This window comes from Geodermatophilus sp. SYSU D00696, assembly GCF_054050235.1.
Genome location: NZ_JBJGYY010000012.1, coordinates 106,066 through 127,661, shown reverse-complemented (window position 1 = coordinate 127,661; position 21,596 = coordinate 106,066). Strand labels below are relative to the sequence as shown.

Sequence of the window (21,596 nt, the reverse complement as noted above, 5' to 3'; positions counted from 1 at the left end):
GCGCCACAAGCGCCTCCCTCACCTCCCGAAGACCCACCAACCGCCCCCCCCCCCCCCCCCCCCCCCCCCCCCCCCCCCCCCCCCCCCCCCCGCCCCCCCCCCCCCCCCCCCCCCCGGAGGGGGAGGCCCCCCACCCGCGGCCGCGCCAGGCTGACTCCCGGACAGCCCGGGGAGGGACGATGCCTCAGCTCAGCCGCCAGGCGCTCGCCGACAGCGACACCGCCGACAGGGACACCGGCCGCAGGGACACCGCCGACGCGGAGCTGCTCGCCCGGCTGCGCGCCGGCGACGCCGCCGCGTTCGCCGCCGTCGTCGACGACTGGTCCCCCGTGATGCTGTCGGTCGCCCGCCGCTACGTCCGCGACCGGCACGCCGCGGAGGACGTGGTCCAGGAGACGTGGCTGGCGGTCATCGGCGGGATCGCGCGCTTCGAGGGACGATCCACGGTCCGCAGCTGGGCGTTCTCCATCCTCATCAACCGGGCCAAGAGCCGGTGGGCGAGGGACGCGCGCGTCGTGGCGTCGGCCGACCTGACCGGCTCCCCGGCGCCGGGACCGACGGTCGACCCGGCCCGCTTCCAGGGGCCCGACGGCGCCTACCCCGGGCACTGGACCTCGACCGGCGCCCCCCGGGCCTGGGAGCAGCCGGAGGACGGGGCGCTCAACCGGGAGGTCGGCGAGCACCTGCGGCGGGCCTTGGCGGGACTGCCCGACCGGCAGCGCCGCGTGGTCGAGATGCGCGACGTGCACGGCCTGTCCGCCGAGGAGACGTGCGCGGCGCTGGAGCTGTCGGCCGCCAACCAGCGGGTCCTGCTGCACCGCGGCCGGGCGGCGCTGCGGTCCGCGCTCGAGGACTACTACCGCGGCTGAGCGCCGGTCCATGCTGGGGGCCGCGGGCGGAGCCTCCGCCGGCGAGCTCGGGAGGACACCGTGGACGACCTCGCCGGCACCGTCGCGCTGGTCACCGGGGCGGCCTCGGGCATCGGCCGGGCCGGCGCGGTCGCCTTCGCGCAGGCGGGTGCCGCGGTGGCGCTCCTCGACGTCGACGCCGACGGCCTCGCCGGCACCGCCGACCTGGTCCGCTCGGCGGGTGCCGAGGCCGAGGTGGTCGTCGCCGACGTGACCGACCTGGCCGCCGTGACGCGCACCGTGGACCGCTTCGGCCGGCTGGACGCCGCGCACGACAACGCGGGGGTGGCCGGTCCCTTCGTGCCGCTGGACGAGTACCCGCCGGAGGAGTTCCTGCGGGTCCTGCAGGTCGACCTGGTCGGCGTCCGGCACTGCATGCGCGCCGAGATCGCGCACATGCGCCGCCGGGGCCGCGGCGCCGTCGTCAACACCTCGTCGATGCTCGGGGACGCCGCGATGGCGGACAACGGCGCCTACATCGCCGCCAAGCACGGGGTCAACGGCCTGACCCGGGCGGCCGCGGTCGAGCTCGCCGGGACCGGCATCCGGGTCGACGCCGTCGCGCCGGGGGTCACCCGGACCGGGATGACCTCCGAGGTCAGCGCCGAGCTGCTGCAGCGGGTCCCGCTGTCCCGGATCGCCGAACCCGGCGAGATCGCCGCGGCCGCGGTGTGGCTGTGCTCGCCGCAGGCCAGCTACGTCACCGGGACCGTCCTGGTCGCCGACGGCGGGTGGCCGGCGGGGTGAGGCCCCGGGGCGACCGCACGCCGCCGGCCCCCGGGGATCAGAGCAGGCCCACGGAGCGGGCCCGCAGCACCGCGTCGTCGCGCGACTCGGCGCCCAGCTTGCGGTAGATCGCCCGCAGGTGCGTCTTCATCGTGTTGGGGCTGACGAACAGCGAGCCGGCCATCTCCCGCTGCGACATCGTGGTGGGGAGCAGCGAGAGGACGGCCAGCTCCCGCTCGGTGAGCGGCTCCACCGGGACCGCGGCGGAGTCCCGGACCCGGCGGGCGCGCTGCTCGCGGCCGAGCCAGTCCCGGACGGTCGGCCCCGGGTCGGCGCAGTCGCGGAGCACCGCCGCGGCCGCGGCCAGCCACCGCTCCCCGTCGCGCCCGGCGTGCCGGGCCGCCTCCGCCGCCGTGACCAGGGCGGCGGCCTGCTCGACGCGCCCCGCACCGCGGGCGGCGAGCCCGGCGGCCGCCTCGGCAGAGACCGCGGCGTCCTCCCACCGGCCACGGACGAGGGCCAGCCGCGCCGCGGCCAGCGCGGGGGACATCGCCACGAAGTGGGCGCCGACGGCGGCGTCCGCGACGACGTCGTCGGCCCGGGCGATCGACTGCTCCGCCGACCCCGGGTCCCCGGTCAGCACCGCGACCAGCGCCTGCGACCCGAGGGCGTAGACCTGCGCGAGCCGGTTGCCGGTGTCCTCCGCGCGGACCGCCGCCCGGTGCAGCCGCTCCCCCGCCCGCCGCAGGTCGCCCAGCCACAGCGCGCAGACGCCGCCGACGAGGTCCTGCACGGTGTCGAGGAAGGGATCGGCGGGCCGCCCCCGCAGGGCGGCGAGCCGCTCCTCGGCACGCGGCACGTCCCCCGCCTTGAAGGCGTGCAGCGCCCGCAGCACCTCGAGGTGGAGGTCGTCGGCGGGCACGGAGGCCGCCGCCAGCGCCGCGCCGGCCTCGTCGAGCTGCCCGCGGTCCAGGTGCAGCCACACCCGGGCGCCCGTGAGCCCGGCGTCGGCGGCGACCTGCGCGGGCGGCAGGGCGTCCAGCCAGCCCTGGACGGTCCGCAGGTGGCCCAGGTTGAACTGGGCCCGCCACCCCTCGCCGACCAGCCCACCGGCCAGGACGGCGTCCCCGGAGGCGAGGGCGTGCCCGATCGCCTCCTCGGGCTCCCCGTGGTCCCGGAACCACCCGGCCGCCCGGCGGTGCAGCAGGGCGGGGTCCTCGAGGCGGGTGCGCCGCAGCTCGTACTGCAGCAGGTCCCGGAACAGCTGGTGGTAGCGGAACCACCGTCCCTCGTCGTCGAGGGCGCCGAGGAAGAGGTTCGCCCGCGCGATCTCGTCGAGCATCGCGACGGCGTCGTCGCCACCGGTCACCGCGTCGGCCAGCGGCGCGCACAGCCGGGGCAGCACCGACGTGCGCAGGAGGAACTCCCGCAGCCGCGGTGGCAGCGAACCCAGCACTTCCTCGCCGAGGTAGTCGACGACGTGCCGGTCGGCGCCGGTGAACCGGTCGACGAAGTCGGCCCGGGCCTGCCGGTCGGCCCGGTCGGTGAGGCGCAGGGCCGCCAGCTGGAGGCCGGCCGCCCACCCCTCCGTGCGGGCGACCAGCCGCTGCACCTCCCCGGCGGAGAGGCCGGGCACCGCGGCGCGGTCGAGCAGGTCCGCGGCCTCCTCGGCGGTGAACCGCAGGTGCTCGTCCCGGACCTCGGCCAGGTCGCCGGCGACCCGGAGGCGGCTCAGCGGCACGGGCGGGTCGGTCCGGGAGACGACGACCAGGTGGAACGTCGCCGGGGCGTGGTCGAGCAGGGCGGCGACCGAGCGGTGCACCGGCGCGGCGTCGACCAGGTGGTAGTCGTCCAGGACGAGCACCAGGTCCCGGCCGGCGTCGGCCAGCTCGTTGACGAGCACGGGCAGCACGTCGCGCTCGACGTCGGCGCCGGCCGCGTCCAGCCGCCGCAGCGCCGTGGTGCCGACGTGGGCGTCGGCCTGCTGCACGGCGAGGAGGAGGTACCGCCAGAACCGGGTGACGTCGCCGTCCGCGGGATCCAGGGACAGCCAGCCGGCCGGGACGCCGGCCGCGCGCAGCCACTGGGCGACCAGCGTGCTCTTGCCCCACCCGGCCGGGGCGACCACGAGGGTCAGCCGGACGTCCAGGGCTCGCGCGAGCCGCCCGACCAGCCGCGGCCGCTCGACCGGCCGCCTGCCGAGCGCGGGGACGAAGAGCTTGGTGGTGATGACCGGCTCGACGGAGGCGCCCTCCCGTGGCACGGGGAGCAGCACCGGCCCGCCGCGTGCGCGGACCGGCGTCGCCTGCACCGACGAGAGCACCATGACCCGTCCGCTCCTCCCGGTACGAGCCGCTCCGGGCGGCTGTCGTCGGGTCGGGCACAGCCTGGCAGCGGCCCGCCGGGCGCGACAGGGCTCTCCGCTACGGGAACGCGGCCGGGTGCGGTCCCCGGCGTAACGCGGCGGGCGCGGACGGGACCACGGGGGCATGACGACGACCGCGCCGCAGGTCCTGGGGACCACGCGGACGAGCTGGCACCGGCTGGCCGAGCACGTGCTCGCCGCGGGTCAGTTCGCCGCCGCCGGGACGATCCGGCTCCGGCCCCGTCCGGGGGGCTTCACCACCACCGTCGGCATCGGGAACCGGCAGCTCGCCGTCGTGGGCGACGAGCTGCTGGTGGTCCGCGACGGCTCGGTCCGCTCCCGGCCGCTGACCACGCTGGGCGACGCCGCCCGCTTCGCCGGGGTGGAGCTCGGGCTGCGCGGCAGCTACCGGCCGTCCACCGACCCGGACCCGGACGCGCCGCTGCCGGTCGACCCGGCCGCCGCCCGCCGGCTCGCCGACTGGCTCACCCTCGGGCAGGCGTCGCTGCGCCGGTTCGCCGCGCAGCTGGAGCAGCCGGCGGAGCCGGTCCTCTGGCCCGAGCACCTCGACGTCGGCATCACGCTCGGCGCGGTCAACTACGGCTCCTCCCCCGGCGACGACGCCTTCCCGGAGCCCTACCTCTACGTCGGCCCGCACGGGGGACCGCCGGTCCGGGACGCGTACTGGAACGCACCGTTCGGCGCCGCCGCCGGTGCGGACCGGATCACCACCACGCACGACGCCGTCCGCTTCTTCCACCACGGACGGTCACTTCTCTCAGGGAGCGGGACGTGAAGGGTCTGCAGGGCAAGAAGGCACTGGTCACCGGCGGCAGCTCCGGCATCGGGCAGGCGATCGCCATCCGGCTCGGCGAGGAGGGCGTCGACGTCGCGATCAACTACGTCGGCCCGCCCGACGGCGCCGAGGAGACCAGGGAGGCCATCGAGCACGGCGTCGAGATCTGCATGAAGCAGATGTCCGCCGCCGGGACACACCCGATCCTGGTCGCGGCCGACGTGTCGCAGGAGGACCAGGTCGCCGCGATGTTCGAGCGGGTCCACGACGAGTACGGCCGGATCGACTACCTGGTCAACAACGCCGGCATCCAGGTCGCCGCCGACACCGACGAGCTCCCGGTCGCCGCCTTCGACAAGGTCCTCGCGGTCAACCTGCGCGGCGCGTTCCTGTGCGCGCAGCAGGCGATCCGCTCCTGGCTGTCGACCGGCACCGGCGGCAGCATCGTGAACGTCTCCAGCGTCCACCAGGTCATCCCCAAGCCCCGGTTCGTCGGCTACTCCGTCTCCAAGGGCGGCATGCAGAACCTCACCCGGACCCTCGCCCTCGAGTACGCCGGCCGGGGCATCCGGGTCAACGGCATCGGACCCGGGGCGACGGTCACCCCGATCAACCGGTCCTGGATCGACGACCCGGTCAAGCGCGAGATGGTGGAGAGCCACATCCCGATGCGCCGCGCCGGCGGCGCCGAGGAGATGGCCGCGGCCACCGCGTTCCTCTGCTCGGACGAGGCCGCCTACGTCACCGGCCAGACCCTGTTCGTCGACGGCGGGCTCACCCTCTACCCGTCGTTCGAGACCACCTGGTCGTCGGAGTGACGGCGCTGCACGACCGGCCGTCGGTCGACGAGCGGACGGCCGGGTGGTTCCCGTCCCGCTGGGGACCCGACGACGCCGCGGGGGCGCTCAACGAGATCACCCCGGAGACGGTGCTGGCCGCGGTCTCCCTGGTGCGGACCGGGCAGGTGCACGACCTCGCCCACGTGCTGCACGCCGACGTCCCCGCCTTCCCCGGGCGCACCTTCCGGTCCTACCTGACGACCAACTACCACCACGTCAACCGCCGGCGCCCGGACGGCGGCCCCGAGGGCTGGGGGCGCAACGCGGTCAACTGGATCGTCGAGCAGGTCACCGCGACCCAGCAGATGGGCACCCACCTCGACGCGCTCAACCACCTGCAGGCCGGTGACCGCACGTACAACGGCCACCGGCTGGCCGACATCGCCGAGGACTGGGGCACCAACCGGCTCGGCGTCGACACGCTCCCGCAGGTCGTCACCCGCGGGCTGCTGCTCGACGTCGCCGCGGTGCGCGGGGTCGACCGGCTCGGGCCCGGCGACGTCGTCACGGTCGCCGACGCCGAGGCCGCGCTGGAGGGCCGGACGCTGCGCCCCGGGGACGGGGTGCTGTTCCACACCGGCTGGGGCGGCTGGTGGGGCGTGGACGACGACCGCTACGCGGCCGGTGAGCCCGGCCCCGGCACGGAACTGGCCGAGTGGCTCGCCGCCTCCCGGGTGGCCCTGACCGGCTGCGACACCTGGAGCTACGGGCCGGTGCCGGCCGAGGACCCGGCCGAGCCGTTCGTGGTCCCCCAGACCCTCAACGTCCGGCACGGCGTCGTCGTGCTGGAGAACCTGCGGCTGGCCGAGGCCGCCGCCGCGGGGCTGCGCGAGTTCCTGCTCGTCGTCAGCCACGCCAAGCTGCGCGGCGCCACCGGCGCCTGGGTCACCCCGCTCGCGATCACCTGAGGAGAGGTCCGCCATGAGCGAGCACGCCGACGTCGTCGTCATCGGGTCGGGCGCCGGCGGTGGTGCCGTCGCCTGGGCCCTGGCCCCCACCGGGAAGCGGGTGCTGCTGCTGGAGCGGGGCGACTGGCTGCGCCGCGAGCCGCAGAACTGGGACCCGCAGGCGCTGTGGGCCGACAAGCGCTACGCCAACAGCGGCCAGTGGACCGACGGCGCCGACGGCCGGCGGTTCACCCCCAAGCAGCACTACTACGTCGGCGGCAACACCAAGTTCTACGGCGCCGTCCTCTACCGCTTCCGGGAGCGGGACTTCCGCGCGGTCCAGCACGTGGACGGCGTCTCCCCCGCCTGGCCGATCTCCTACGCCGACCTCGCGCCCTGGTACGACCGCGCCGAGGCGCTGTACCAGGTCCACGGCACGCGGGGCGAGGACCCGGACGAGCCGCCGGCCACCGGCCCCTACCCGTGGCCGGCGATCAGTGACGAGCCCCGGATCGCGCAGCTGCGCGCCGACCTGACGGGCGCGGGCCTGCACCCGTTCTCGCTGCCCAACGGGATCCTGCTCGACGAGGCCCGCCCGGAGCTGTCGGCCTGCATCCGCTGCGCGACCTGCGACGGCTTCCCCTGCCTGGTGAAGGGCAAGGCCGACGCGCAGGTCATGACCGTGGAGCCGGCGCTGCGGTACCCGAACGTGGAGCTGCGGACCCGCGCGCGGGTGGTCCGGCTGGACACCGACCCCTCCGGGCGCAGCGTCTCGCGGGTGGTCGTCGAGCGGGACGGGCAGCGCGAGGAGTACACCGCCGACGTCGTCGTGCTGGCCGCCGGAGCGATCAACTCGGCCGCCCTGCTGCTGGCCTCGGCGAGCGACCGGCACCCGGCCGGTCTGGGCAACGGCTCCGGGCACGTGGGCCGGCACCTGATGCTGCACAACAACTCGGGGCTGGTGGCGTTCTCCAAGACCCCCAACCCGACCCGGTTCCAGAAGACGCTCGGGGTCAACGACTTCTACTGGTCCGACCCCCTCGACCCGGACTGGGAGTACCCGGTCGGCTCCATCCAGATGAACGGCAAGAGCGACGCCGTCCTCATCGGCTTCGACGTCCCCGACGCCCGGGACCCGGCCGACCTCGCGCGCCACTCGATCGACTTCTGGCTGACGACCGAGGACCTCCCGCTCGACGAGAACCGGGTGACCGTGGACGCCGACGGCGGGATCCGGCTGTTCTACCGCCGCACCAACGCCGCCGAGGTGGCCCGGCTGCGGATGCGCCTCATGGGCCTGCTGGACTCCATCCGCTGCGAGCAGGACGTGTACGAGAACCGGCAGTACGCCGGCGGCCAGCTCGGCATCGGCGGCGTGGCCCACCAGAACGGCACCATCCGCTTCGGCCCCGACCCGGCCACGGCGCCGCTGGACCTGGACTGCCGGATGCACGAGGTGGACAACCTCTACGTCGCCGACTCGAGCTTCTTCGTGTCCAGCACCGCGGTGAACCCGACGCTGACGATCATCGCCAACGCGCTGCGGGTGGCCGACGTGATCGCCGACCGGCTCGGGGTCCAGGCCGCCGCCCCCGCCGGCCTGCCGGCACCGCGGGCGGCGGGTCCGGCCGTCACCACGGTCCGCTGACCTGCCCGGGACCGAGCCCGGCACGAGATCGGCGGTCTCGTGGTGATCAGCTGCTGATGATCACGAGACCGCCGATCTCGCGGTCCGCTACCGCCCGCCGTGGCCGGACCGCGGGCGTGCGTGGGGTCGGTCAGGCAGCTCAGAGCTCAGTGAGCAGCCATTGGCGCTACAAAGGCACCTCCGGGAGCCCCGCCAGGGAGCGCACCTCACAGGTCGAGGGTGACCGCCGTCGTGGGCCGGGCGCAGCAGACCAGGACCAGCTCGCCACCCGGCGCCTCGAGCGGCTCGGGGTCGTAGGCCACCGCGCCGTCGACCAGCGGGGTCTCGCAGCTGTGGCAGACGCCGGTGCGGCACGACCAGCGCACCGGCACGTCGCACGCCTCGGCCAGCTCGAGCAGGCTGTCCCACCTCGACGGGTCGAACGCCGTGGTGACCCCGGCCCGGGCGAAGGTCACCGCCGGCCCGTCCGACGCGGGGGGCTGCGGTGGGTGGGCCGGCGTCCCGCCCGCCGCCGTGACCGCCCCGAAGGACTCCACGTGGACGGCGGACGCCGGCACCCCCAGGGCGTCGAGCATCCGCCGCACGTCCGCGGCGAACCCGCCCGGTCCGCAGACGTAGGTCGAGCAGGAGGCGTCCACGCCGAGGTCGGCGAGGGCCTCGAGGGTCAGCCGGCCGGCCGCGTCTGCCTGCGCCGCGGCGCCCGGCGCCGTGTACCGCACGTGCCGCACCGCCGCGGGCATCCGCGCCAGCGCCGCGTCGGCCTCCGCGGCGAGGGAGTGCTCCGCCGGTGAGCGGGCGACGTGCACCCAGACCAGCCGCCGCTCCGGGCGGGTCGCGGCCTGGGCGAGCAGGCAGCCGAGCACCGGCGTGACCCCGATGCCGGCGCTGACGAGCACCGCCGGCTCGGGGGCGTGCGGGTCGAAGCCGAGGTCGCCCCGCGGAGCGGCGACCTCCACCCGGGCGCCGGCGGTCAGCGCGTGCACCAGACCGCTCCCCCGGCCCTCGCGCTTGACCGAGACCCGCAGCCGCGGCCCGGCCGGCACGGAGAGCGAGTAGCTGCGGACCACCGGCCCGCCGGCGTCGGCCAGGCGCAGGGACACGTACTGGCCGGGCAGCCAGGAGGGCGCCGCGCCGCCGTCCCCGGGAGCGAGGTGGACGGAGACGACGTGCGCCGACTCGCGGACCACCCGCGTCACGGTGAACGGGCGGAACCCCGGGTACGCGGGATCGGTGGCGGCCTGTGGCGCCAGGCCCGGGTTGCCCGGCCGGTCGCCCGCCGCCAGCAGCTGCCGGAAGGACTCCTTCCAGCCCTCCGACAGTGCGGGGACCCCCAGGGCCGCGCGCAGCGTGGCCTCGTCCCGCGCCGGCGTGTACAGCAGCTGCGAGACGCGGCGCACGGTCAGGCCCGCGGGGTCGCGGCGGACGACGTGGACCGGGTCGCCCGCACCGATCTCGCCCTCCCGCAGCACCCGCAGGTAGAAGCCGGGGCGGCCGTGCGCGGTCAGCAGCGCCGGCATCCGCGGCTCGCCGAGGCGGATCCCGACCTTGTGGCAGGTGACCCGCGGCTGGGTGACCTCGAGGAGCGCGCCGCCGATCGCCAGCCGGTCGCCGACGCAGACCTCGTCGTCGGCCAGCCCCTCGACGGTGAGGTTCTCGCCGAACGTCCCCGGGTCGGGCAGCCGCCGGCCGAGGTGGCGCTCCCAGTACGCGTAGGACTCGCGCTGGTAGACGAAGACGGCGCGGTGCTCGCCGCCGTGGCCCACGGGGTCGGCCTGCGCGTCCCCGTCGACGTTGAGCCGGCGCACCCACCGGCGGCCGGCCACAGGGGTCTTCCAGATCGCGGTCTCGACCTGCCGGCCCCGCCAGGCCACCGTGCGGGGGCGGCCCACGGACACCGCGACCAGGCGCCCGGGCGGCGTCACGAGCACCTCCGGACGGTCACGCGCCGCCGGTCCGGGCCGCCGGGGCCGGACGCGGCCCGGGGACGGCGGGGGCGGGCGGACGGCCCAGGATGCCCAGCGCCGCCGCGGGGAAGACCAGCACCGACAGCAGCCCGGCGAACACCAGCGCCGCGGCCGTGGTCGCGGGCAGCCGGCCGGTGGCGGTGCCGATCTGCGCGGCGGTGACCAGCAGCGGCAGCGAGGTGGCCTGCAGCAGGCCGGCCGCGACGGCCCCGGCCCGTCCCAGGGAACGGCGGTAGAGCACCGCCGGCAGCCCGCGGACGACGAGCAGCGCGGCCAGCAGCACCGGCACCTGCAGCAGCGCCGACGGCTCCGCGAGCAGGCCGCGCAGGTCCAGCTGCACCCCGCTGCTCACGAAGAACACCGGGACGAGGAAGCCGTAGCCGATGGCCTCGAGCTTGGCGCGGAACCGGGGGTGGGTGGCGGAGTCGCGGTCGACCAGGCCCACCAGCGCGCCGGCGAGGAAGGCGCCGAGGATGGTCTCCAGGCCCAGCCGCTCGGCGAGCGCCACGAACGCGACCAGCAGCAGCACGACCAGCCGGACCCGGATCTCGGCCGTGGTGTCCTGCAGCCGGACGAGCACGTCGCCCAGCCGCATCGACATCCGCACGCGGTCGGCACCGACGGCGAGGGCCGCCACCAGCAGCCCGAAGCCGACCAGGAACAGCGCCGTCGTGCCAGCACCGCCGCCGGAGGTGGAGAACAGCAGGGACAGCAGCACGATGGCGGCGAAGTCCGAGACCGACGCCGCCGCGATGGTCGTCTGCCCGACGGGGTCGCCCACCCGGCCGGCGTCCTTGAGCACCGGCACGACCAGCCCGAGCGACGTCGCGGTGAGGGCGACGGCGAGGAACAGCGGTGCCGACGTCCAGCCGGCCGCCTGGGCCCCGAGGCCGACGAGCACGGCGAGGGCGAGGCTGACGCCGTACCCGAGGCCGGCGAGCCCGAGCAGCCGCCCGCGCAGCCCGCGCAGGTCGATCTCCAGCCCGGCGAGCATGAGCAGGAACGCCAGCCCGACCAGGGCCAGCACCTGCACGGGCAGGTCCACCTCGACCCACCCGAGCACCGAGGGACCGAGCACCACGCCGGCGACGATCTCGAGGACGACCGAGGGGACGCGCAGCCGGGGCGCCCAGCCGAGGGCCAGCGGCACGAGCGCCGCGACGGCCGCGACGACCAGCAGGTTGGTGAACGAGACGTCGGGCACGGGGACCTCCACGCAGAAGGGTCAGACGTCGGCGGCGTCGAGGGCGTGCAGCCAGACCTCGGCGACCGTGGGGAACGCCGGCACGGCGTGCCGCAGCTCGGTCAGTGGCACCCGCCCGGCGATCGCGACCACCGCCGAGTGCAGCAGTTCCTGGACGCCGCTGCCGGTGATCGTGGCGCCCACCAGCACACCGGAGGCCTCGTCGACGACCAGCCGCGTCGTGCCCTCCTGCGCGTCGCCGAGCACGTAGGAGCCGGGGACGTCGCCGGTGCCGACGTCGAGGACGCGGACGGCGACGCCCCGCCGGCGCGCCTCCGCCGCGGTCAGCCCCACCGCGCACACCTGCGGGTCGGTGAAGGTCACCCGGGTCACGGCGTCCCGGCTGGCCCGGTCGCGGACGTCCCGCCCGGTGATCACGTCGGCGGCGATCCGGGCCTGGTACTTGCCCATGTGGGTGAGCGGCGCCAGGCCGGTGCAGTCGCCGACGGCGTACAGCCAGCCGCCGGGGACACCGGTGGCGCGGAGCCGGTCGTCGACGGGCACCGGCCGCCCGGGCGTCAGGCCCACGCCGTCCAGCCCGAGGTCGTCGGTGCGGGGGCGGCGGCCGGCGGCCACCAGCACCTCGTCCGCGGTCACCTCGTCGCCGGTGTCGAGCACCGCACGGACCGGCCCGTCGGTGCCCTCGCGCCGGATCGCGGCCAGCCGGGTGCCCAGCCGCACCGCGACGCCCTCCCGCTCGAGGGCCGCCCGCACCTGCTCGCCGGCGAAGGGCTCCTCGCGGGGCAGCAGGGCCGGGCCGGCCTCGACCACGGTCACCTCCGCGGCACCCAGCCGGGAGAACGCCTGGGCCAGCTCCAGCCCGACGGCGCCGCCGCCGAGCACGAGCAGCCGCTCGGGGACCTCCTTCGCGGCCGTGGCGGACCGGTTGTCCCAGGGCCGCACCTCGGCCAGACCCGGCACGGGCGGCAGCACCGGAGCGCTGCCCGTGGCCAGCACGACGGCGCGGCGGGCGGTCAGCCGCGGGCCGCCGTCGACCTGCACCCGGCGCTCCCCGGCGAGCCGGCCGGTCCCGCGCAGCAGCCGGACGCCGTGGTCGGCCAGCCAGCGCTCCTGCCCGGCGTCCATCCAGTCGGAGGTCATGTAGTCGCGGCGGGCGAGCGCGGCCGCGACGTCGACCCGGCCGGTCACCGCCGCCGCGGCGCCCGGCACCCGGGCCGCGGCGGCGAGCACGTCCCCGGGCCGGAGCAGCGTCTTGCTCGGGATGCAGCCCCAGTAGGAGCACTCCCCGCCGACCAGCTCGGCCTCGACCAGCACCGTCTCCAGGCCCCGGCCGGCGCACCGGCCCGCGGCCACCTCCCCCGCCGGGCCTCCGCCGACGACGACGACGTCGACCTCGAGCGCTGTCTCGACGCCGGGCGGTGCGGGACGGATCTCGGACATCGGGCCTCCTCGGGACTCGCTGCCGTCGTCCGCCTCCCCTCGCCCGGCGTTACGCGTAACGGCCCGCCGGTCCGCGGCGACTGCACCGGTGAGACCGCCGACCCCGGGAGACCCCCATGAGCTCCACCCCGATCGCCGACCACGCGTTCCTGTCCGACCGGCACTCCTGCGCGCTCGTCGACCGCGCGGGCTCGGTCGTCTGGCTGTGCTTCCCCCGCTTCGACGGCCCGTCGGTGTTCGCCGCGCTGCTCGACGACGACGCCGGCCACTGGTCGGTGCAGCCGGAGGCGGAGTGGACCGCGACCCGCCGCTACGTCGGGCGCTCGCTGGCGCTGGAGACGACGTTCCACACGGCCGGCGGCGAGCTACAGGTCACCGACGCCCTCGGCCTCGGCCCGGACAACCACGGGCACCGGCTGGGCACCGACGTCCCGCACGTCCTGGTCCGCCGGATCGCGTGCACCTCGGGTGAGGTCGACGTGCTGGTCGACTACCGGCCGCGGCCGGAGTACGGGCTGATCGTGCCGCTGCTGTCCCCGCTGGACGGCGGGGTCGCCGCCCGGGGCGGTGCGGACTGGCTGGTGCTGACCCTGCCCGGCGAGGTCGACCTGCAGGACGGGCGGGCCCGCGCGCGGCTGCGCCTGCGGGCCGGGGACGTCGTCCACCTGGCGCTGCAGCGCAGCACCCTCGGCGACGCCGTCTCGGCGCACGTCTGGTCCCAGGGCGAGCTGGCGGACCTGCTCGACCGCACGCTGGCCTCGTGGGAGTCCTGGTGCGACCTGCACCAGTCGTACGAGGGCCCCTGGGCCGACCTGGTCCACCTCAGCGGCCGGGTGCTGCAGGGGCTGTCCTACCAGCCCAGCGGCGCGGTCGTCGCCGCCGGTACGACGTCCCTGCCCGAGGGGGTCGGCGGCGAGCGGAACTGGGACTACCGCTACGCCTGGGTGCGCGACGCCAGCTTCACCATGGAGGCGCTGTGGGTCGCGGCCTGCCCCGACGAGGCGGAGGACTTCTTCGCCTTCATGACCACGGCGGGCGCCGGCGGCATCGGCCCCGAGATGTCGCTGCAGATCATGTTCGGCGTCGGCGGTGAGCACGACCTCAGCGAGCGGACCCTCGGGCACCTGCGCGGCTGGCGGGACAGCCGGCCGGTCCGGGTGGGCAACGGCGCCTGGGACCAGCGGCAGGTCGACGTCTACGGGGAGCTGCTGGGCGCGGCCGCCCGGCTGGCCGACCAGCTGCCCGCCCTCGACGAGGAGACCCGCTGGTTCCTCGCCGCCTGCGCCGACACCGCCGCCGTCCGCTGGCGGGACCGGGACCAGGGGATCTGGGAGGTGCGCGGCGAGCCGCAGCACTTCCTCTACTCCAAGGTCATGTGCTGGGTCGCCCTGGACCGGGCGATCGCCCTCGCCCCGCAGCTGCGCTGCGAGCACCGCGTCGACGAGTGGGCCAAGGTCCGCGAGGAGATCGCCGACACCGTGCTGCAGCAGGGCTGGAACGAGGAGGCCGGCGCGTTCACCCAGTCCTTCGGGTCCACCGCGCTGGACGCCTCCAACCTGATGCTGCCCATCGTCGGGTTCCTCCCCGCCGACGACCCCCGCATGCTGGCCACGATCGACGCGATCGCCGAGCGGCTGACCGACGACCGGGGTCTGGTGTACCGCTACCGCACCGAGGAGGGGGTCGACGGGCTGGCCGGGGAGGAGGGCACGTTCCTGCTGTGCACCTTCTGGCTGGCCCAGGCGCTGGCGCTCTCCGGGCAGGTGGACCGGGCCCGCGAGGTGTTCGAGCGGGCCGCGGCGTTCGTCAACGACCTCGGGCTGCTGTCGGAGGAGGTCGACCCGGTCAGCGGTGAGCTGCTCGGCAACGTCCCCCAGGCGTTCAGCCACATCGGCCTGGTCAACGCCGCCTGGGCGATCGACCAGGCGGAACGGGCCCGGCGGTGAGCGCCCCGCATCGGACCCCGCCGACCGGGGCATCCTCCTGGGCCGGGAGTGCACCCGGCCACGGGCGCTGATCGACGGCGCGGGCCGGTGCGCCGAGAGGAGGAGAGCGCCATGGCCGAGCTGCCGAGCCCTCGCCCCGCAGGTGGGGACCCCGCACTGGAGGTCGCCTGCCAGGAGTTCGTCGAGCTGGTCACCGAGTACCTCGAGGGGTCCCTCGCCGAGGACGTCGAGCGGGCGGTCGCGGCCCACCTGGAGCTGTGCGAGGCGTGCGCGGTCTACCTGGAGCAGATGCGCCGGACGTCGGCAGCGCTGCGGGCCACCGACACCCCGGCGCTGCCCCAGGCCGCCCGTCTCCGGCTGCTCGAGGTGTTCCGGACCCTCCACGCCCGGGACGGGGACGGCGGCCACTGACCGGCCGCGGCGAGGCTCCGGGCGGGATCACAGGTCGATCTCGGCTCCCGTGACGACGGTCCGGGGGGCGGGCAGGGACAGGTACTCGCTGTGCCCCACCGAGCCGTGGGCCAGCGCGACGAACAGGCGGGTCCGCCAGGCGCTCATCCCCGACCGCCGGGTGGGCCGCAGCACCGGCCGGGTCACGAACCAGGTCACCGTGTCCGGGTCGCCGTCCCCTCCGGGTACCGCCCCGCGGAGGGCGGCCGCGAGGTCCGGCGGGTCGAGGAAGCCGAACTCGACGGTGACGTGCACGAAGCCGTCGCCGGCCGGGCCGAGGGGCTCCACCGTCACCCGCCGGTCCTCGGGGACGTGCGGCACGGTCGCCGTCCGGCCGGAGACGACCACGACCCGTTCGTGCAGGACGGAGAAGCGGTCGACCGTGGTCCGCAGTGCGAGTGGGGCGGTGTCCCCGGAGGCGTGCGGGTAGATCCCGGCGCCGGGGACGCGGGGCACCCCCGCGGCGCGCACCTCGTCGAGGAACCGGCGCAGCGGCCCCTCGGACTCCCTCCGCCGGGCCACCAGCAGCTCGTGTCCGCGGTGCCAGGTGGTCATGACCGTGAAGACCGTGGCCGCGAGCAGGAGGGTCAGCCACCCGCCGTGGGCGACCTTGGGCAGGGTGGCGGCCGAGTAGGTGAGCTCGACGGCCCCCAGGACACCGCCGAGGAGCAGCAGCCGACGCCCCGACCAGCCCCACCGCAGCCGGGCGACCGCGAGCAGCAGCGCGGTGGTGACGAGGAAGGTGGCGGTCACCGCGACGCCGTAGGCGGTGGCCAGCCGGGCCGAGGAGCCGAAGCCGAGCACCACGACGAGCACGGCGACGAACAGCACCCGGTTCACCACCGGCACGTACACCTGACCGGCCTCCCGTGCGGAGGTGTGCCGGATGCGCAGCCGCGGCAGGAAGCCCAGCTGCACGGCCTGGCGGGACACCGAGAAGGCGCCGGCGAGCACGGCCTGCGACGCGATCACGGTGGCGGCGGTGGCGAGCACGACCACCGGCACGTGCGCCCAGGACGGGTAGAGCAGGAAGAACGGCTCCCGCCGGGCGGCCGGGTCCCGGGCGACCAGCGCCGCCTGCCCCAGGTAGTTGAGGACGAGCGCCGGGAAGACCAGCAACGACCAGGCCAGCCGGATCGGCCGCCGGCCGAAGTGGCCCATGTCGGCGTAGAGGGCCTCCGCACCCGTGACCGCCAGCACCACCGCCCCCATCGCGGCGAGGGCGACGGCGGGCCGGTCGGCGGCGAGGAGCACGGCGTAGGAGGGCGACAGTCCGCGGAGCACCCCCGGCGTGCTGAGCACCTGCGCCAGCCCGGCCGCGCCGAGGACGGCGAACCACACCAGCATGACCGGACCGAAGACCCTGCCGACCCGGCTGGTGCCCCAGCGCTGCACCGCGAAGAGCGCGGTCAGCACCGCGACGGCCAGGGGGAGGACGACGCCGGAGAGCCCCGGCGACACGACCTCCAGGCCCTCGACGGCCGAGAGCACCGAGATCGCCGGCGTGATGACGCTGTCCCCGAAGAACAGCGAGGTCCCCAGGACGCCCAGGACCATCGCCAGGCCCGCACGCCGGCCCGGGCCCGCGCGCAGCGACCGGGAGACCAGGGCCGCGAGGGCCAGGACGCCGCCCTCGCCGTCGTTGTCGGCCCGCAGGACGAACACCACGTACTTGACGGTCACGGTGATCGTGAGCGACCAGAACACCAGGGACGCGACGCCGAGCACGTCATCCGCGGTGGTCCGCACCGCACCGCCGTCGACGGCGAACACCGTCTCCACCGCGTAGAGCGGGCTGGTGCCGATGTCGCCGTACACGACCCCGAGCGCCCCCAGCACGAGTGCCGGCCGGTGCGGTGCGGCGTCCGCGCGCGACGCCCGTGCCGGTGTCCCGTCCGGTCGCACGCCGGCAGGCGGTACGGATCGGGCCACCGGCGCGGCTCCTCTCGCTGACGGGCCGCGCTCAGGTGCGCATGCCCTCGTCCGGCGTCGAGAAGAGGGCCGCGGCGTTGTCGTCGAGCAGCGCGAAACCGTCGACCATCTGAGCGGCGACCCGCCACCCGGGACCGGACGGGTCCGCGCGGAAGAGCCAGGTGTGGAAGGCCTGGCCGGTGAACTCCTCGCTCACCGCGGCACCGGGGTCCCGGCGGCGGAGGGAGAAGCGCAGCCGCGTGCGGGCCCGGATCACGTCCTCGGCCGTCTTCTCCACGTCCATCAGCTGCAGGATCTCGTGCGACTCGTCGAAGAAGACCGCGCGGGTGCTCAGGAAGTCGGCCAGCCCGTCCGGGCCGCGCCACGTGAACCCGCCGACGAACCCGGTCTCGAAGTCCTGGGTCAGCACCTCCGCGAGCATCTGCTCCGCGGGCACGTGGGCCTGCAGCAGCCGGAAGTAGTCCTCGATCGCGGTCAGCACGAGCGGCTCGAGGGCCTGGGGAGCTGCCACGGGCGCCTCCCGGTGCGGAGTGGGACGCGGGTCCCTGGGTCCGGCCCGGGCATCGTCCCACGGGACGCCCCGCCGGTGACCGACCGCGCGCACGGCGGACGGCACGCGCGCCGGGGTGCCCGTCCCCGGCCGGCGTCCGGTCGCGCCGAGGGTCCTTGAGGGGGTGCCGTCGCGCTGCGAGACTCCTCGCGCCCGATGAGGGAAGTGGTGGTGCACGTGCCCACGCCCGCGAGTCTCCGGTCGGCGATCCCCTTCCTGCCCGTGGGTGGGGCGCTGTTCTGCATCCAGCTCGACTTCTTCTCGCTGAGCCTCGCGCTGCCCACGATCGCGGCGGACCTCGGGTCGACCACGACGGACCTGCAGTGGCTGCTGAGCGGCTACATGATCGCCCTGGGCTCGCTGCTGATCCCCGCGGGCCGGGCCGGTGACGTGCTGGGACGGCGCCGGGTGCTGCTGGCCGGCGTCGCGGTCTTCGGGGCGACCTCGCTGGTCTGCGGCCTCGTGTCGTCCGTGCCGCTGCTGCTCGCCGCCCGGGTGGCCCAGGGGATCGGCGCGGCGATGATCCTGCCGACGGCGTTCGCCCTGGTGACGAACGCGACGACCGAGGCGGAGCGGCCGCGGGTCACCGGTGCCCTGCTCGGGGTCGCCGGGGTCGGGACGGCGCTCGGGCCGGTCGTCGGCGGGGTGCTGGCCTCGACCGTGAGCTGGCGGTGGGTGTTCCTGCTCAACGTCCCGCTCGCCGCGCTGGCGGTGGCGGGCGGGCGGCGGCTGCAGGAGTCCCGCGACGAGACCGGGCCCCGCACGCTGCGCGGCCTGGACTGGTGGGGCGTGCTGACGGTGGTGGCCGGCCTCGCCCTGGTCAGCATCGCGATCGACGACGGCGGCGTCGAGGGCTGGGCGAGTCGGGCGACGCTGGTCCCCCTGGGCGTCGGCGTCGCGCTGCTGGTGGTGTTCGGGCTGGTCGAGACGCGGGCCCGGGCACCGCTGGTCCGCCCGTCCCTGCTCCACGACCGGCTCTTCGTGCTGCTCACGGTCGCCGGCACGGTCGCGAACATCGGGGCCTGCGTCTACGTCGTCCTGGCCACCCTCGAGCTGCAGGAGGTGCGGGGGCTGTCCGCGGCCACGGCCGGGATGCTCTTCTTCGTCTCCTCGGCCGGGCTGGCGCTGTGCGGGCCGCTGTCCGGGCGGTTGTCGGCCCGCCATCCCGCGGGGCTGGTCATGGGCGCGGCGGTGCTGCTGTCCGCGCCCGCACTGGCCCTGCTGTCGCTGGCCGGCCCGTTGCCGCTGTACGTCGCCGCGATGGGGCTGTGCGGCATCACCTCCGGCATGGGCTACGCCCTGAGCCAGCTCGCCGTGCAGAACGTCCTGCCCGCGGCCCGCTCGGCCGAGGGCACCAGCGTGCTGCTCACCGTCCTGATCTGCATCGGCGGTGTGGGCGTGGTCGCCGCCACCGCGGTCGTGGAGGCGGTGGGCGGTGGCCGGCCGACCCCGGGCGGGATCGACCTGGTGCTCCGCGTCGTGGCCGCCCTGCTCCTCGTCGCGGGGGTCGCCACGCTCGCCGTCGAGTCCCGTCGGCTGCGGACCGCGGGGTCGGTGGCGTCGCCGGCCTGAGGACGACGCGGGCCCCGAGCGGGCCCGCGGTGCGCCGTCAGGCGCCCCGGACCCGGGGGCGGGTGCGGTCCGGGCTCGGGGTCAGCGGAAGACGACGGTGCTGTGGCCGTTGAGCAGCACCCGCCGCTCGCTGTGCCAGCGCACGGCCCGGGAGAGCGCGAGCGCCTCGGCGTCCTGGCCGACCGTGGCCAGGGCGCGCGGGTCGTGGGTGTGGTCGATCCGGATGACCTCCTGCTCGATGATCGGCCCCTCGTCCAGGTCGGGGGTCACGTAGTGGGCGGTCGCCCCGACGAGCTTGACGCCGCGGTCGAAGGCCTGGTGGTAGGGCTTGGCGCCCTTGAAGCCCGGCAGGAACGAGTGGTGGATGTTGATCGCCCGGCCGTGCAGGGCCGCGCAGGTCTCGTCGGAGAGCACCTGCATGTACCGGGCGAGCACCACGAGGTCGACCGCGTGCTCGTCGACCAGCTCGAGCAGCCGGGCCTCGGCCTCCCGCTTCGTCGCCGGCGTCACGGGCACGTGGACGAACGGCAGGCCGGCCGCCTCGGCCATCGGGCGCAGGTCCTCGTGGTTGGAGACGACGGCGACGAGGTCGGCACCGAGGCTGCCCGCGCGCCAGCGGAAGACCAGGTCGTTGAGGCAGTGCCCCAGCCGGGACACCATGACGAGCACCCGCTGCGGCTGGTCGCCGGTGACCTGGTAGGTCATGCCGAACTCGTCGGCCACCGCCCGGAAGTCCGCCGCCAGGCGGTCGGCGTCGGTCTGCTCCGCGCACACGAACGCGGTCCGCAGGAACAGCTGACCGCGGACGGCGTCGTCGAACTGCTGGTGCTCGACGATGTCGCAGCCGCGCTGGAAGAGGAACGCGGTGACCGCGTGGACGATGCCCGGGCGCTCCTGGCAGCTCAGCGTGAGGGTGAAGGGGTGCGACACGGGTGCCTCCTCAGCACTCGACGACGTTGAGGGCCAGCCCGCCCCGGGCGGTCTCCTTGTACTTGTCCTTCATGTCGGCGCCGGTCTCGCGCATCGTCTTGATGGCCTTGTCCAGCGAGACGTGGTGCCGGCCGTCCCCGCGGACGGCCATGCGCGCCGCGGTGATCGCCTTGACCGACCCCACCGCGTTGCGCTCGATGCACGGGATCTGCACCAGCCCGCCGACGGGGTCGCAGGTGAGCCCGAGGTTGTGCTCGATCCCGATCTCGGCGGCGTTCTCCACCTGTTCGGGCGTGCCACCGAGGACCTCGGCGAGGCCCGCGGCCGCCATGGAGCAGGCCGAGCCCACCTCTCCCTGGCACCCCACCTCGGCTCCCGAGATCGAGGCGTTCTCCTTGAACAGCAGCCCGATCGCCGTGGCGGTGAGCAGGAACCGGACCACGCCGTCCTCGGAGTAGGAGTCGAGGAAGTCGCGGTAGTAGTGCAGCACCGCGGGCACGATCCCGGCGGCGCCGTTGGTCGGGGCGGTGACCACGCGACCCCCGGCGGCGTTCTCCTCGTTGACCGCGAGGGCGTAGAGCGTCACCCACTCCATCGCCCGCAGGGCGTCGGAGTCGTCGCGGTGCTCCTCCAGCTGAGCCCGCAGCGCCGCCGCCCGGCGCCGGACCCGCAGACCGCCGGGCAGGACGCCGGTGGCCCGCGTCCCCCGCTCGACGCACTCCTGCATCACCGACCAGACGTGCAGCAGGCCCGCGCGGACCTCGGCCTCAGTGCGCCAGGACAGCTCGTTGGCCAGCACCAGGTCGCTGATCCGCAGGCCGGTCTCCCGGGCGTGGGCCAGCAGCTCCTCGCCCGTGCGGAACGGGTACCGCACCGGCGTGCCGTCCTCGACGAGCACCGGGTCGCCGGCCTCGTCCTCGTCGAGGACGAAACCGCCGCCGACGGAGTAGTACGTGCGCCGGCTCAGCTCCGTCCCGTCGGCGCCCAGCGCCAGGAAGAGCATGCCGTTGCTGTGGAACTCCAGCCGCCTGCGCCGGTGCAGGACGACGTCGTCGTCCACGGAGAACTCGACGAGGTGCTCGCCGGCGAGCCGCAGCTTGCCGTCGTGGCGGACGGCCTCGACCCGCGGCCGGGCCGCGAGCGGGTCAACGGTCTCGGGGTCCTCGCCCTCGAGGCCCAGCACGACGGCCGGCACGCTGCCGTGGCCGTGGCCGGTGGCGCCGAGCGAGCCGAACAGCTCGCAGCGCACCCGGACCACCCGGCCGAGCACCCCCTCGTGCCGCAGCCCGGCGGCGAAGGAGCAGGCGGCCCGCATCGGCCCGACGGTGTGCGAGCTGGACGGGCCGATCCCGACCTTGAAGAGGTCGAAGGCGCTGATGGTCACCCGGGCCCCCTCCCACCCGCCGCGGCGACGACCGCCCGGCGACGGAGGTACACAG

17 protein-coding genes are annotated in these 21,596 nt (G+C 75.8%); 9 read left to right on the top strand and 8 right to left on the bottom strand.

Annotated features, from left to right (window positions below; all coding sequences use genetic code 11):
* The first annotated feature begins 179 nt into the window (after positions 1 to 179).
* Positions 180 to 869 (top strand): RNA polymerase sigma factor, encoded by a 690-nt coding sequence (locus tag ACI79O_RS10160; RefSeq protein ID WP_456892184.1) that lies wholly within the window; start codon positions 180 to 182, stop codon positions 867 to 869.
* Between the two features lie 60 nt (positions 870 to 929).
* The gene (locus tag ACI79O_RS10155; RefSeq protein ID WP_456914040.1) at positions 930 to 1,655 is read left to right on the top strand and encodes an SDR family NAD(P)-dependent oxidoreductase; all 726 of its coding nucleotides are present in this window, start codon (positions 930 to 932) and stop codon (positions 1,653 to 1,655) included.
* A 37-nt stretch (positions 1,656 to 1,692) separates the two neighbouring features.
* Here the strand turns inward: ACI79O_RS10155 and ACI79O_RS10150 are convergent, their stop codons facing one another.
* Positions 1,693 to 3,960: a LuxR C-terminal-related transcriptional regulator gene (locus ACI79O_RS10150; RefSeq protein ID WP_456914039.1), complete on the bottom strand. Its 2,268-nt coding sequence runs from the start codon at positions 3,958 to 3,960 to the stop codon at positions 1,693 to 1,695.
* Between the two features lie 163 nt (positions 3,961 to 4,123).
* Between ACI79O_RS10150 and ACI79O_RS10145 the strand changes: the two genes are divergently transcribed.
* The 4 genes from ACI79O_RS10145 to ACI79O_RS10130 are packed head-to-tail and all read left to right on the top strand — an operon-like array spanning position 4,124 to position 8,169.
* On the top strand, positions 4,124 to 4,795 hold the full coding sequence (locus ACI79O_RS10145) for a hypothetical protein (RefSeq protein ID WP_456914038.1): 672 nt from the start codon (positions 4,124 to 4,126) through the stop codon (positions 4,793 to 4,795).
* Complete coding sequence (locus ACI79O_RS10140) at positions 4,792 to 5,613, top strand: glucose 1-dehydrogenase (protein WP_456876932.1); 822 nt, start codon at positions 4,792 to 4,794, stop codon at positions 5,611 to 5,613. The genes ACI79O_RS10145 and ACI79O_RS10140 overlap by 4 nt, the downstream gene beginning before the upstream one ends.
* Positions 5,610 to 6,542, top strand: coding sequence for a cyclase family protein (locus ACI79O_RS10135; protein ID WP_456876933.1), 933 nt, complete (start codon positions 5,610 to 5,612; stop codon positions 6,540 to 6,542). The genes ACI79O_RS10140 and ACI79O_RS10135 overlap by 4 nt, the downstream gene beginning before the upstream one ends.
* Positions 6,543 to 6,555: 13 nt before the next feature.
* The gene (locus ACI79O_RS10130) at positions 6,556 to 8,169 is read left to right on the top strand and encodes a GMC oxidoreductase (RefSeq protein ID WP_456892176.1); all 1,614 of its coding nucleotides are present in this window, start codon (positions 6,556 to 6,558) and stop codon (positions 8,167 to 8,169) included.
* Positions 8,170 to 8,375: 206 nt separating this feature from the next.
* Here ACI79O_RS10130 and ACI79O_RS10125 read toward each other — a convergent pair whose 3' ends face one another.
* From ACI79O_RS10125 to ACI79O_RS10115, 3 genes are read right to left on the bottom strand one after another with little or no spacing between them, the layout of a single operon-like run.
* Positions 8,376 to 10,097, bottom strand: a complete 1,722-nt coding sequence (locus tag ACI79O_RS10125) for an MOSC domain-containing protein (RefSeq protein ID WP_456914037.1) — start codon at positions 10,095 to 10,097, stop codon at positions 8,376 to 8,378.
* Between the two features lie 10 nt (positions 10,098 to 10,107).
* Positions 10,108 to 11,337, bottom strand: coding sequence for a cation:proton antiporter (locus ACI79O_RS10120; RefSeq protein WP_456876936.1), 1,230 nt, complete (start codon positions 11,335 to 11,337; stop codon positions 10,108 to 10,110).
* A 21-nt stretch (positions 11,338 to 11,358) separates the two neighbouring features.
* Positions 11,359 to 12,777, bottom strand: coding sequence for a dihydrolipoyl dehydrogenase family protein (locus tag ACI79O_RS10115; protein WP_456892172.1), 1,419 nt, complete (start codon positions 12,775 to 12,777; stop codon positions 11,359 to 11,361).
* A 116-nt stretch (positions 12,778 to 12,893) separates the two neighbouring features.
* On the opposite strand from ACI79O_RS10115, the gene ACI79O_RS10110 reads away from it, so the two are divergent.
* Together ACI79O_RS10110 and ACI79O_RS10105 are read left to right on the top strand one after the other, a co-directional pair.
* Complete coding sequence (locus ACI79O_RS10110) at positions 12,894 to 14,723, top strand: glycoside hydrolase family 15 protein (RefSeq protein ID WP_456914036.1); 1,830 nt, start codon at positions 12,894 to 12,896, stop codon at positions 14,721 to 14,723.
* A gap of 111 nt (positions 14,724 to 14,834) precedes the next feature.
* Positions 14,835 to 15,134: an anti-sigma factor family protein gene (locus ACI79O_RS10105; protein ID WP_456914035.1), complete on the top strand. Its 300-nt coding sequence runs from the start codon at positions 14,835 to 14,837 to the stop codon at positions 15,132 to 15,134.
* 27 nt (positions 15,135 to 15,161) lie between these two features.
* Here ACI79O_RS10105 and ACI79O_RS10100 read toward each other — a convergent pair whose 3' ends face one another.
* The gene (locus ACI79O_RS10100) at positions 15,162 to 17,105 is read right to left on the bottom strand and encodes a potassium transporter Kup (protein WP_456914034.1); all 1,944 of its coding nucleotides are present in this window, start codon (positions 17,103 to 17,105) and stop codon (positions 15,162 to 15,164) included.
* A 31-nt stretch (positions 17,106 to 17,136) separates the two neighbouring features.
* Positions 17,137 to 17,616, bottom strand: a complete 480-nt coding sequence (locus ACI79O_RS10095; protein ID WP_456892164.1) for a hypothetical protein — start codon at positions 17,614 to 17,616, stop codon at positions 17,137 to 17,139.
* Between the two features lie 216 nt (positions 17,617 to 17,832).
* Here ACI79O_RS10095 and ACI79O_RS10090 point away from each other — a divergent pair, with 216 nt between their 5' ends.
* Positions 17,833 to 19,227, top strand: a complete 1,395-nt coding sequence (locus ACI79O_RS10090; RefSeq protein ID WP_456914033.1) for an MFS transporter — start codon at positions 17,833 to 17,835, stop codon at positions 19,225 to 19,227.
* 81 nt (positions 19,228 to 19,308) lie between these two features.
* Here ACI79O_RS10090 and purU read toward each other — a convergent pair whose 3' ends face one another.
* Positions 19,309 to 20,157 (bottom strand): formyltetrahydrofolate deformylase, encoded by an 849-nt coding sequence (gene purU / locus ACI79O_RS10085; protein ID WP_456892160.1) that lies wholly within the window; start codon positions 20,155 to 20,157, stop codon positions 19,309 to 19,311.
* A 10-nt stretch (positions 20,158 to 20,167) separates the two neighbouring features.
* Complete coding sequence (locus ACI79O_RS10080) at positions 20,168 to 21,541, bottom strand: L-serine ammonia-lyase (RefSeq protein ID WP_456914032.1); 1,374 nt, start codon at positions 21,539 to 21,541, stop codon at positions 20,168 to 20,170.
* Between the last annotated feature and the right edge of the window lie 55 nt (positions 21,542 to 21,596).

Excerpts from the sequence above, each read along its gene's own strand:
- ACI79O_RS10160 (WP_456892184.1), top strand. The coding sequence starts at position 180 with ATGCCTCAGCTCAGCCGCCAGGCGCTCGCCGACAGCGACACCGCCGAC.
- ACI79O_RS10150 (WP_456914039.1), bottom strand. The coding sequence starts at position 3,960 with ATGGTGCTCTCGTCGGTGCAGGCGACGCCGGTCCGCGCACGCGGCGGG.
- ACI79O_RS10145 (WP_456914038.1), top strand. The coding sequence starts at position 4,124 with ATGACGACGACCGCGCCGCAGGTCCTGGGGACCACGCGGACGAGCTGG.
- ACI79O_RS10130 (WP_456892176.1), top strand. The coding sequence starts at position 6,556 with ATGAGCGAGCACGCCGACGTCGTCGTCATCGGGTCGGGCGCCGGCGGT.
- ACI79O_RS10115 (WP_456892172.1), bottom strand. The coding sequence starts at position 12,777 with ATGTCCGAGATCCGTCCCGCACCGCCCGGCGTCGAGACAGCGCTCGAG.
- ACI79O_RS10110 (WP_456914036.1), top strand. The coding sequence starts at position 12,894 with ATGAGCTCCACCCCGATCGCCGACCACGCGTTCCTGTCCGACCGGCAC.
- ACI79O_RS10105 (WP_456914035.1), top strand. The coding sequence starts at position 14,835 with ATGGCCGAGCTGCCGAGCCCTCGCCCCGCAGGTGGGGACCCCGCACTG.